The following is an 11,660-nucleotide window of genomic DNA, read 5'->3' on the forward strand; positions in this document are numbered from 1 at the left end:
AAACATAGGGGGCAAAGTGAATGCTTTACAGAAGTAGCGATAATTTATTGCGTGGTATACAAAAAGGCCCACACATAAGTGGGCCTTGAATTTGAAATTTCGATGGCTAGTTAATCAGAGATATATCGGCAATTTGCAAAAACAGTTCACGTAGCCCCTGCAGAAGCGACAATCGGTTTGCCCTGATCGCAGGGTCATCATCCATAACCATCACATGATCGAAGAAGCTATCCACAGAATCACGCAGGGTCGCCAGACATATCAATGCCTGTTTGTAATTCAATGTGGCCATGGATTCCTGTACTTCTTCTGTTACTCGCAGCAAATCACTGGCTAGTTCTCTCTCTGCGTCTTCTTTCAGCAGCGCCTTATCCACCTGAGTGCCAATTTGTCCCTCGACTTTAGACAAAATGTTGGCGACTCGTTTGTTTGCGGCTGCAAGCGTCTGAGAAGCTTCTAATGTCTTAAAGTGTTGTACGGCCTTAATACGTGCATCGAAGTCCGCTGGTCGGGAAGGGCGCCGGGCCAGCACCGCCTGAATAACATCTACGTCGACATCTTGTTCCTGATACCAAGCGCGGAATCTGGCCTGTATAAACTCGAACACCTGCTCTGCGGTATCTGTATTGGTGAGCTTATCGCCGAACAATTTCACGGCCGCTTCAATCAGTGGTACCAAATCCAAAGGCAGGTTCTTTTCTACGGTAATACGTAGAACACCTATCGCCGCTCTGCGTAACGCGAAAGGATCTTTATCGCCCTTGGGAGCTTGCCCAATTCCAAATATACCGACCAGTGAATCTAACTTATCGGCGATGGCAACCGCGCAACTGATGTGTGAATCAGGTAATGCATCACCGGAAAATCGTGGCATATATTGCTCGTTGAGCGCCACTGCAACCAACTCATCCTCGCCGTCCAATCTGGCATAGTGCATTCCCATCACACCTTGCACTTCAGGGAATTCCATGACCATTTGCGACATCAAATCGGTCTTAGACAGCAAGCCGGCCCGATGAGCGAGAGACGGCTCAGTATGTAAACTTTCGGCAATCACGCTGGCTAAACTGGCAATCCGTTCTGATTTGTCCTTTAGTGTGCCAAGCTGCTGTTGAAACAACACATTGCCAAGACTATCCAAGCGGCTGGCCAGGCTTTGCTTCTTATCCGTACTAAAGAAGAATTCTGCGTCGGCCAGACGCGGACGAATTACTTTTTCATTACCCTGAATAATCTGACCCGGGTCTTTGCTTTCAATATTGGTGACAAAGGCAAATCTGGGTAACAGCTCACCTTTGGCTGAAAACAGCGGGAAATACTTCTGGTCACCCTTCATGGTATGAATAAGGGCTTCTTTGGGTACCTGCAAAAAGCGTTCGTCAAAAGAGGCCGTTAATACAACGGGCCACTCTACCAAGGCAGTGACTTCTTCCAGCAAGCCTTCCTCTGGGATAATCTGCGCACCTTCCTGCTCCGCCGCCTTAATTAATCCCTGGCGAATGATTTCTTTGCGCTCAGCCGCATCGGCCAACACATGGGCTTGACGCAGTGCGGTAAGATATTCATTTGCATGCGCCAGTACAACGGGCTGAGGATGATGGAATCTATGGCCAGACAGCCGGTCTGAAGAGCTCACTCCCAGCACCTCGCCGCTAATCAGGTCAGAGCCATACATCATACATACTGTATGTACAGGGCGAATAAACTCAGTGCTTTTATTACCCCACCGCATAGGCTTGGGTATGGGCAGAGCCTTAAGCGCCTGACCGACCATGCCTGGTAGCAGGGCAGGCAAGCCTTCGCCTTTAACTTTCGCCATGTGCAACAGCCATTCACCTTTATCGGTGGAGAGGCGCTGCGCTTCGCTGATATCTATGCCAAGGCCCTGGGCCCAACCCAAGGCTGCCCGGGTAGGTTGACCCTCGGCGTCAAATGCCGCGCTCACCGCCGGGCCGCGCTTTTCAATCACCTTATCTTCCTGTTCACTGGCTAGACCGCGAACAAACAAGGCCAGGCGCCTGGGGGAGGCATACCAGTTGATTTCCTGATACTTTAACTCAGCTTGCTGAAGTAGCTTGCCCATTTCCAGGGCAAAGGCTTCCGCTAATTTGGTAAGGGATTTTGGCGGCAGCTCTTCGGTCCCGATCTCAACTAAAAGGTTGTCCTGTCGCATTAATTGATCTCCTGCTTGCACATGGGGAAACCCAGGGACTGACGGGAATCGTAGTAGCTCTGTGCGCAAGCTTTAGCTAAAGCCCTGACCCGTAAAATGTAACGTTGACGTTCAGTGACCGAAATAGCGTGTCTGGCATCAAGTAAATTGAACGCATGGGAGGCTTTCATAACCTGTTCATAAGCAGGCAGTGCCAGGCCTTTTTCAATTAAAAGCTGGCTGTCTTTCTCACACTGATCAAAGTTTCTAAACAGTGCATCAACATCGGCATACTCAAAATTATAAGTAGACTGTTCTACTTCGTTTTGATGAAACACATCGCCATAGGTTACTTTGCCCATCGGCCCGTCGGTCCAAACCAGGTCATAGATGCTATCTACCCCTTGAATGTACATGGCAAGCCGCTCAAGGCCATAGGTAATTTCCCCTGTAACCGGGGCACATTCCAGTCCACCGACCTGCTGGAAGTAAGTAAACTGTGTTACTTCCATACCATTCAGCCAGACTTCCCAGCCCAATCCCCAGGCGCCCAGGGTAGGCGATTCCCAGTTATCTTCAACAAATCGGATATCGTGCACCAGAGGATCAAACCCCAGCTCCTTCAGAGAACTGAGATAGAGCTCCTGGATATTATCGGGTGACGGCTTGAGCATCACCTGGAATTGATAGTAATGCTGCAATCGGTTGGGGTTATCCCCATATCGTCCGTCGGTAGGGCGGCGGCATGGCTGTACGTAAGCGCTACTAATGGGCTCAGGGCCGATGGCGCGTAAGAATGTCATGGGATGGAAAGTTCCCGCTCCCACTTCCATATCCAGTGGTTGGATAATGACACAGCCCTGGCGTGCCCAGTAATCCTGCAGGGCTAAAATCAGGCCCTGAAATGTTTTGACATCAAACTTTTGCATAGTATCCGCTGTCTTACTGGTTTGAAAAATGCTGCCAAGTATACCTTTTGAGCGGCATGGAAAGTAGGGCAATTTACGCCTTCAACATGATGTGTTTAAGCGGCACTACGCCGTGTGGATTTAACTGAGTGACAGTCAATGCCTGTTAGATGGGGTTTATTTGATAAAACGGGGCAGGGACTAATAAGACTTCAGATGCTGGATCTCTCTAAGGATTCGGCTTTCTAGTTCAGCCTCATACTCTTCACGCTCCATTTGCATACGCATTCGGTCTTGTTTGGGTAACGCTTTGTAGGCGTCGTGAGTAGGCATGTGCTTTATCTTGGCATACAGCTCATGTAGTGCTGGAAAATGGCTGGCATGATCCTGATTTTTATCCAGGTTCTCCAACAATACGCAAAGCCGGATACTGCCTTCAGACAAACTACACTGCTGTTGATCCAGTGCCATGGCAATGGTTTGAATACTCTGGCGTAGATGCTGTTCGCGTCGTTTCTGGACATCGCGCTGCTGGCGGGTTTGCTGCTTAAGCTGGTAGAGCAACTTACCGGCATAAAATGCCAAAGCGGCAACAATCACTAGCGCGGCAATTATCAGGCTTATATGTGTTGTTGTTAGTGTCATTTCCTAAATGGATCCAGGCTACTATTTTCGAATTTATCTAGCAGGTCCTGCTCATCAATATCCTGATCATCCTCTGCTGCTATGCCCATTAACGCGCAAAGCTCCTGATGCCGGGACAGCTTGCCATCAACATAACGTTGTTCTTCAGCTGTAAGCGCCTGTCCTGCATCGATTTTATCCATTAAACCGTCCAGACGCTGGTCGGCTTCAATGGCTTTCAGTTCTGCTGCGGGTGAAAAAAAGCGAGCCTTATCTGTGGTCTTAGCTTTATCAGCAATCAAAACAACAGGTTTTTTACTGCCAATACGGGGGTCCCGATGGGCTTTGGCCACCTTTTCCTCGCGCTTTGGAACCGTGTTGTTGCGATTGCCTGCGGGTTTGCCGGTCCGACGCTTAGGTTTTTTATCCTCAACAACGTTGGATTTAGGTGATTTTTTTGGACGAAGTGGTTTAGGCATGAAGGCTTACTCAGGTTGAATCAGGGTATTTTACACTTTGTCGCTATGCAAAAACACCACGTCTGCAGCGACTATCTGTAATCGTAAGGAATAATAGTCTGCCAGCCACTGGAATGTCTCTTCACTGAAAAAACACACATGGGTTTGGTCATTTTTATAATGCCAGTTCGCAAAGCGCTCCTTACTCAATACCCGTTTTGTCATTATGGCCAGTAGTCCACCTGGTCGCAGCAGGGTCATCCAATCGCCTATTACCTTCCCAGGTTGGTAAAAATGTTCGATGGCTTCAGTGCAACTAATAAAGTCATAGCGGCTTTGTGGCTGCGTTGGGAAGTAAAATGGGTCGTAGCCTTTGGTTGGATAACCATTTTGCGTTAGCAATTCTGCCAATACCGGGGAAGGGCCACAGCCATAATCCAATCCCTTGGCACCGGCGTGGAGTACGTCCATCAAAGGCTGGGCCAATCTGGATAAAAAACGCAGATAACCTGGATCATCAGGAAGGTTTTCATGCAGATCATAAATGGCTTTTTCGGCTTCAGGTGTGAGCCTATGCGCTGGGTCTACATAAACCAACCGGCAATGTAGACATTGCCAGTAATCTCTGCGGTTGTCCTGATGATAGAAGTCAGAATCCTGACTGGCACAGAGTGGACAAGTCATTTTTCTATGCATAAAAGAAAAGGCGATAGTTTAACTATCGCCTTTCGTATAACCAAGTGCCAGATGACACTTCTCCCGTTTTATCGTTCATCCTGAACGGTGCTGACTGCCTTATCAACGTGCTTCACTTTTTCTTTTTGTTCACGAAGCTTCTTGTTATTGGTCTTCCAGACGCTTTATTAAATCTTCCCTGGATTCCAAGAGCGAGCTAAACGCAACGAACTACTATGTATTTCCCTTCCTGGGCGCTTCATAGTCCTTGTTGTTGATGCGAAAGAATACAGGATAAAAATTATTTTACAACTTTTTTACAAGGTGTCGCTTGCATTAAAATTGTGCAACATTGGTGTTTTCGTAAAGATGTCTAGACAGGTTGTCTTTGGTTTACAAAAAAGCCGACCAATAGGTCGGCTTTTTCTCAGTACTTTAAACTCAGTACAGACCACCCACGTATTTGGACAGCAGCTCAATATCCGCATCTGTCAGGCGCATGGCGATATCGTGCATCATTCCGTTGGGGTCGTTATTGCGCTTACCAGCACGAAAATCTTCCAATTGTTTTTTCACATAAGTCGCATGCTGGCCACTTATGTCTGGGAATTTGGCTAAACCCATGCCGTCACCCCTTGGACCGTGACAGGCCGCACAGGCGGTAATTCCGCGTTCCAGATCACCACCCAGAAACAGCTTGGAACCTGCTTCGATAACATCTTCGGGTGTACTACCTGCATTGGCTTTTTGCTCTGAAAAGTAGGCGGCCAAATCTTCGATGTCCTGATCAGACAATGGTGCTGCCATGCCTGACATTACTGGATCGTAGCGCCCTTGCTCACCATTACTTTGCGCACCTAAACGCAGATCCTGTAGCTGTTTGACGATATAACTGGCGTGTTGGCCAGCAATACTGGGGTACATGTCCATTGCACTGTTACCATCAGCACCATGGCAGGCTGCACAGGTCATTGACTTGGCTTTTCCCGCTTCAGCGTCACCGGCGGCGATTACCGGCAGGCTTAAAGTGAGGCAAAGCATCAGGAAGATCTTTTTCATAATAATTCTCGTTGAGCTTTATGTGGGCTGGCTACTGGTCTTGCCGTATTTTACACATTTAATCCCGCAGGAAAATATTTTCCCGTTGATTTGTAGGGTTTTAACTGGCTTATCAAGCTCTGAATCGATGACAATGTTATACTTTGCGCCTGAATATGGCAGTTTGCCATCGTTATCCATATTAAGTCATAAAGGCCATGCGGCCTGTCGGGAGACAATGTGAGTCATTACAGCCACGCCAAATTTTTGTTAAGCGCCCCGGATATCCGGCATCTTGGCGATGACCAGGGCATTGAAGTCGCATTTGCGGGGCGTTCAAATGCAGGTAAATCCAGTGCCTTGAACCGCATTACCAGGCAAAAGGGGCTGGCGCGCACCAGTAAAACGCCCGGCCGCACGCAACTGATTAACGTATTTTCTCTGGACACGGAACGACGCCTGATCGATCTACCCGGATACGGTTTTGCTCAGGTGCCGGTGGAGATGAAAATAAAGTGGCAAAAGGCCTTAGGGGAATACCTCCAACAACGTAAAAGTCTGAAAGGACTGGTGGTCCTGATGGATATTCGTCATCCATTTAAAGATTTGGATCAGGAACTTATCCATTGGGCTGTGCAAAGTAAGTTACCCGTGCTGGCGTTGTTAACTAAAGCCGACAAGCTCAAGTCGGGGCAGCGTAAGGCCCAGTTATTAATGGCACGGGAAGCCAGTCTGGCCTTCTGTGGCGATGTTCAGGTGCATGCATTCTCTTCATTGAATGGATTTGGCTTGCCGGAAGTGGAGTCGATTTTGAATCAATGGTTTGGCCTTCCGGATAAACAAACAGTACCGACACCAGCCTGATTCAACTCTCGCCAGCCTCCGCAACTACCTGATTACCCATAAAAAAAGCCCCATCCAATGGATGGGGCCAGACACAAACTCAGGGACACACACATAAACCGTAAATTCAGACGCTGATGTTGCTGAAAAGTTCAGAAGAAAATCGATTTTTTATAAAAAAGTCTGGGTGTGCTTTTCTTAACGCTTTGTTGAAGGGGGCATCAAGGCTCCTGTTTCTCCATGAACCCAATACATACGACCGCCAGGGAGGGCGGAAGTGACGAAAACGCAGGGGCTGTTTTTCGTGCCGTTCATTCTGAACATAAAAAAAGCCCCGGCAATGCCGGGGCCTAAAGCAAAGGTCTGAAAGATAGAACATCTTACCTCTGTACCCTACAGCTTGAATAATAGCCATGTTCCGGATAAAAGCAAGAGGTTTTTGTAATTAAATTACATTGCGTTGATTTCGACCGTTTAGGCTAGTGTGCCTCATCCCAGTTGGCTCCTATGCCAGCTTCCACTACCAGAGGAACCGCCAGGGTTGCAGCATTTTCCATCAGGCTAATGATTTTTTGTCTATTTTCTTCCAGGTTTTGTTCTTTTATTTCAAATACCAGTTCGTCATGTACCTGCATAATCATCCGCACCTCTCCAACGGGGAGTTGGTCTATCCAGGCATCTACTGCCAACATGGCCTTTTTGATGACATCCGCCGCAGTTCCTTGCATGGGCGCATTAATAGCCGCTCTCTCAGCCCCTTTGCGACGGGCTGCATTGCTGGATTTGATTTCGGGCAGATAGAGGCGTCTGCCAAACACGGTGCTGACGTAACCCTGCTCTTTCGCTTGTTCTCTGGTGGTTTCCATATACTTCAATACGCCAGGGTAGCGCTCAAAATACAAATCCATGTAACTCTGGGCTTCGCCTCGCGGAATATTCAACTGCTGAGACAAACCAAAAGCTGACATGCCATAAATCAGTCCGAAGTTGATGGCCTTAGCGCTGCGTCTTTGCTCGGCTGTTACTTCGTCCAGCTCCACCCCAAATACCTCGGCAGCCGTTGCCCGGTGAATATCTTTACCTTGTGAGAAGGCGCTCAGCAGACCTTTATCTGCAGACAGGTGGGCCATAATGCGCAGCTCTATCTGAGAGTAATCCGCTGCAACCACTTTATAGCCTGGTGAGGCAATAAAGGCCTGTCTGACCCGGCGACCTTCCTCGGTACGAATTGGAATATTCTGCAGATTAGGATCGGTAGATGACAATCTGCCAGTGGCTGCTACCGCCTGATGATAAGAAGTATGCACCCGGCCGGTTTTTGGGTTGATCATTTTGGGCAGTTTGTCGGTGTAAGTGTTTTTGAGCTTGGTCAGCCCCCGGTACTCCATCAAAAGCTTAGGCAGAGGATACTGATTGGCTAATACCTGCAGCACATCTTCAGAGGTCGATGGCACACCTTTGGGGGTTTTTTTAATCACCGGCAGGTTCATTTTCTCAAATAGAATTTCCTGCAACTGCTTGGGGGACCCCAAGTTGAACTCTTGTCCGGCCTGCTCATGCACTTGCTTTTCAAGTTCCATAATGCGTACGGCCAGTTGCTGGCTTTGCTCGTTGAGCTTCTGGGCATCGATTAATACGCCTTGAACCTCCATCTTTGACAGCACGGTTGCCAGAGGGATCTCGATATCAGTGAGGACGGCACAAAGATCTTGGTTTTGTTCCAGAGCCGGCCACATAGCCTGGTGCAACCGCAGCGTGATATCGGCATCTTCTGCGGCGTATTTAGCTGCCTGCTCCAGCGGAATTTGGTTAAAGGTTAGCTGTTTGGCTCCTTTACCAGCGATATCTTCAAAATGAATGGTTTGATGACCCAGATGGCGCTCAGCCAGGCTGTCCATATCATGGCGACCGGCCACACTGTTACTTACGTAAGACTCCAGCATAGTGTCAAAGGCAATACCTTTGAGGTTTATACCATGGTTTGCCAGTACGTTTTTATCATACTTAATATGTTGACCTACCTTGCGACACTGTTCATCTTCCAGCAGTGGCTTTAACTGCTGTAATACCCATTCCTTGTCCAGTTGCGCCGGTGCATCCATATAGTCGTGGCCCACGGGCAGGTAGGCCGCCTGTCCAGGAGCGACGGCAAAGCAAAAGCCCACCAGTTGGGCCTGCATATAATCCAGACTGGTCGTCTCAGTATCCAGTGCAATCAGAGGAGCTGACTTTAACTTATCCAGCCACAGGTTGAAGTGTGCCTTATCCAGGATGGTTTCATAATCTTCTGTGCTAATCTCCGTTGCTACCTGCGTTTCTGGCAGGGCTTGGTCTTGTTCCTGGCCCAACTCTTCCAACCAGCGTTTAAATTCGAACTCGCTATACAAACTGGCCAGTCGTGGTTTATCTGGCGTGGTAGGCAGCAACTGTTCGGGACTAACAGCTAATTCGACATCAGTTTTTATTGTAGCCAGCTCGTAGGATAACCTGGCCTGTGTTTCATGCTCCTGCATCTTGATGGCCATGGTTTTGGCGCCCCGAAAGTCCAATTGCGCTATTTCATCGAGTCTGGCATAAATTTCCTCTATGCCACCCAAACCTTGTAGCATCGCCAGCGCGCTTTTGTCACCCACACCAGGTACACCGGGAATATTGTCAACTTTGTCGCCCTTCAGGGCCAATAGATCAATGATTAGATCTGGCGGTATACCAAACTTCTCGACGACGCCCTGGGGGTCCATCAGGGTATTGGTCATGGTGTTGATTAAGGTCACCTTATCGTCCACCAACTGGGCCATATCTTTGTCACCAGTACTAATCAGCGTTGGAATGCCGACTGCACTGGCCTGTCGGGCCAATGTGCCGATAACATCATCGGCTTCGACTCCTTCAACTACCAGAATAGGCAGTCCCATCGCTTTGATAATTTCATGGATTGGCTCTATCTGCACTCTCAGGTCATCCGGCATCGGCGGGCGTTGAGCTTTATATTCTGGGTAGATGTCATCCCTGAACGTTTTGCCTTTGGCATCAAATACCACAGCCATATGCGTGGGATGATATTGCTTGATTAGGCTGCGCAACATATTGATAACGCCGTAAACAGCATTAGTGGGTTGGCCCTTGGAGTTGGATAAATCACGTATGGCGTGAAAGGCTCGGAACAAATAAGAGGAACCATCTACTAGAATCAGAGGATAAGTGGGTTTTGTCGACATGGTCTTGAGCTCTGGCTGAGAATGCTGGCTAGGATGCCATAAGCGATGACGTTGAGCTATGCAAAGGATTATCCACAGACTTTACAACCTGTGGATAAGGTTGTTGATTAAGTTTTCCTGCATAACATAACGCACCTCGCCTATACAAAAGCAAAGTGTTGGAAAGTCTTATAAATACTGGCTTATGAAAAAAACAGGGGACCGCAGGACCTGTTATTTTTTTTATAATCCTTTGTGGATAATCCTGCAGCCTGGAAATTGCACTTGGCCGCAGGGGAGAGCTACTCTACCATACCCAAAGTCGAAGAAAAGCCTTGATTGATTAATTTTTAGATTGATTGGCTATGTGGTTTTGAAGCAAATAGCATAAGCCAGTATTGACGGGCATTGGAGCGAAAAATGAGCAAAGTAGCGATTTTATTGAGTGGGTGCGGTGTATATGACGGGGCGGAAATTCATGAATCCGTATTGACCATGTTGGCCCTTAGCCAGCGAGGTGTGGCATACCAGTGTTTCGCTCCGGATTTGCTCCAACTGCATGTCATCAACCATCGCACTGGCGAAGTGGCCGAGGGTGAGCAGCGTAACGTATTGGTGGAAGCTGCGCGCATTGCCAGGGGCGATATTTTGCCCATCAGCGAGCTTGATCCTGCTGAGTATTCTGCACTGTTCGTGCCTGGCGGTTTTGGCGCAGCAAAAAATTTGTGTGATTTTGCTGTCAATGGGAAGAATTGTGAGATTCAGCCGCAGGTCATGGAGGTATGTCAGGCATTTGCCAACAGTGGTAAACCCGCTGGCTATATGTGTATCGCACCGGCATTGGCTGCCAGGGTGTATGGTCAGCAGGTAAAGCTAACAATTGGTAATGACCCGGCTACGGCAGATGCGCTTGTTGCAATGGATGCAACCCATGTGAGCTGTCAGGTGCAAGACATTGTTGTGGATGAATCACGAAAACTGGTAACTACCCCAGCTTACATGCTGGCGCAAAATATTGCAGAAGCGGCAGTGGGTATAAATAAGCTGGTAGATAAGGTTTTATCCTTGGTATGAGAATGCTCCGTGCAAGCCAGCAGCGATAAAATTCTGTACCTGCTTAAAAACCGGGGTGAGATGACCGCCCGGCAATTGGCTGATGCTTTACAGATGACGGCAATGGGGGCCAGGCAACATCTGTTGCAATTAGCCCGACAGAACCTGGTCAGTCACTTTTCCCGCCAGGGTCAGGTGGGTCGTCCCAAGCAGTTTTGGCAGTTGACCGAGCTTGCCCAGCAACGCTTTGGGGATATGCACGCACATCTTAGTCTGCAATTATTGGCGTCGGTAAAGCAGGAGTTTGGCGAGCAGGGATTGGAGAAGATTATTCGCCGCCGCGAAGCGACCAGTCGAAAGGAGTATCTGGCAAGCATGCAGGGGCTCGAAAACATCACCGATAAACTAATTTGTCTGAGTGAAATTCGCAGCCGGGAAGGGTACATGGCCAGTTGGCAGGAGGAGCCGGGCCGCGGCTATTGGTTTATGGAAAACCATTGCCCAATCTGCACCGCAGCCAATCAATGCCAGCAGTTTTGCCGCTCGGAGCTGGAGCTTTTTCAGGCCTGCATTGGCGAACAATATCATGTGCAGCGTATGGAGCATATTCTTGACGGAGCCAGACGCTGTAGCTATCTCATCACAAAAAAACATTCTAAGTAGAAAAACAAATGGCCAAATCAAGGTGTTGATTTGGCCATCAGGATGTCAG

Annotated in this window: 10 protein-coding genes; 3 read left to right on the forward strand and 7 right to left on the reverse strand. The window is 48.5% G+C overall.

What is annotated here, in order from left to right:
* Positions 1 to 106: 106 nt before the first annotated feature.
* The 6 genes from glyS to CSR04_RS03400 form a co-directional block, all read right to left on the reverse strand.
* A complete protein-coding gene (gene glyS / locus CSR04_RS03375; RefSeq protein WP_102794800.1) occupies positions 107 to 2,173 on the reverse strand; it encodes a glycine--tRNA ligase subunit beta in 2,067 nt (688 codons plus the stop codon).
* Entirely contained in the window at positions 2,173 to 3,081 is a 909-nt protein-coding gene (gene glyQ, locus CSR04_RS03380) for a glycine--tRNA ligase subunit alpha (RefSeq protein ID WP_102794801.1), read from the reverse strand. The genes glyS and glyQ overlap by 1 nt, the downstream gene beginning before the upstream one ends.
* Positions 3,082 to 3,261: 180 nt before the next feature.
* Complete coding sequence (locus tag CSR04_RS03385; RefSeq protein WP_102794802.1) at positions 3,262 to 3,705, reverse strand: DUF2489 domain-containing protein; 444 nt, start codon at positions 3,703 to 3,705, stop codon at positions 3,262 to 3,264.
* Positions 3,702 to 4,163, reverse strand: coding sequence for a Der GTPase-activating protein YihI (gene yihI, locus CSR04_RS03390; RefSeq protein WP_102794803.1), 462 nt, complete (start codon positions 4,161 to 4,163; stop codon positions 3,702 to 3,704). Before yihI ends, CSR04_RS03385 begins: the two co-directional genes overlap by 4 nt.
* Before the next feature lie 30 nt (positions 4,164 to 4,193).
* A complete protein-coding gene (locus CSR04_RS03395; RefSeq protein WP_216362497.1) occupies positions 4,194 to 4,826 on the reverse strand; it encodes a class I SAM-dependent methyltransferase in 633 nt (210 codons plus the stop codon).
* Between the two features lie 432 nt (positions 4,827 to 5,258).
* Positions 5,259 to 5,876 carry a c-type cytochrome gene (locus CSR04_RS03400; protein ID WP_102794805.1) on the reverse strand — a complete coding sequence of 206 codons (618 nt, stop codon included), beginning with the start codon at positions 5,874 to 5,876 and terminating at the stop codon, positions 5,259 to 5,261.
* A 219-nt stretch (positions 5,877 to 6,095) separates the two neighbouring features.
* On the opposite strand from CSR04_RS03400, the gene yihA reads away from it, so the two are divergent.
* The gene (gene yihA, locus CSR04_RS03405; RefSeq protein ID WP_102794806.1) at positions 6,096 to 6,719 is read left to right on the forward strand and encodes a ribosome biogenesis GTP-binding protein YihA/YsxC; all 624 of its coding nucleotides are present in this window, start codon (positions 6,096 to 6,098) and stop codon (positions 6,717 to 6,719) included.
* Between the two features lie 458 nt (positions 6,720 to 7,177).
* Here yihA and polA read toward each other — a convergent pair whose 3' ends face one another.
* Positions 7,178 to 9,916: a DNA polymerase I gene (polA, locus tag CSR04_RS03410; RefSeq protein ID WP_102794807.1), complete on the reverse strand. Its 2,739-nt coding sequence runs from the start codon at positions 9,914 to 9,916 to the stop codon at positions 7,178 to 7,180.
* Between the two features lie 399 nt (positions 9,917 to 10,315).
* On the opposite strand from polA, the gene elbB reads away from it, so the two are divergent.
* Positions 10,316 to 10,969 carry an isoprenoid biosynthesis glyoxalase ElbB gene (gene elbB, locus CSR04_RS03415; protein WP_102794808.1) on the forward strand — a complete coding sequence of 218 codons (654 nt, stop codon included), beginning with the start codon at positions 10,316 to 10,318 and terminating at the stop codon, positions 10,967 to 10,969.
* Positions 10,970 to 10,978: 9 nt separating this feature from the next.
* A complete protein-coding gene (locus tag CSR04_RS03420; RefSeq protein ID WP_245921326.1) occupies positions 10,979 to 11,611 on the forward strand; it encodes a helix-turn-helix transcriptional regulator in 633 nt (210 codons plus the stop codon).
* Positions 11,612 to 11,660 lie beyond the last annotated feature (49 nt).

It is taken from the genome of Bowmanella denitrificans, from assembly GCF_002887595.1.
GTDB classification, from domain to species: Bacteria; Pseudomonadota; Gammaproteobacteria; order Enterobacterales; family Alteromonadaceae; genus Bowmanella; species Bowmanella denitrificans.

Coding starts and splice junctions, on each gene's coding strand:
- glyS (WP_102794800.1), bottom strand. CDS start 2,173: ATGCGACAGGACAACCTTTTAGTTGAGATCGGGACCGAAGAGCTGCCG.
- glyQ (WP_102794801.1), bottom strand. CDS start 3,081: ATGCAAAAGTTTGATGTCAAAACATTTCAGGGCCTGATTTTAGCCCTG.
- CSR04_RS03385 (WP_102794802.1), bottom strand. CDS start 3,705: ATGACACTAACAACAACACATATAAGCCTGATAATTGCCGCGCTAGTG.
- yihI (WP_102794803.1), bottom strand. CDS start 4,163: ATGCCTAAACCACTTCGTCCAAAAAAATCACCTAAATCCAACGTTGTT.
- CSR04_RS03395 (WP_216362497.1), bottom strand. CDS start 4,826: ATGACTTGTCCACTCTGTGCCAGTCAGGATTCTGACTTCTATCATCAG.
- CSR04_RS03400 (WP_102794805.1), bottom strand. CDS start 5,876: ATGAAAAAGATCTTCCTGATGCTTTGCCTCACTTTAAGCCTGCCGGTA.
- polA (WP_102794807.1), bottom strand. CDS start 9,916: ATGTCGACAAAACCCACTTATCCTCTGATTCTAGTAGATGGTTCCTCT.
- elbB (WP_102794808.1), top strand. CDS start 10,316: ATGAGCAAAGTAGCGATTTTATTGAGTGGGTGCGGTGTATATGACGGG.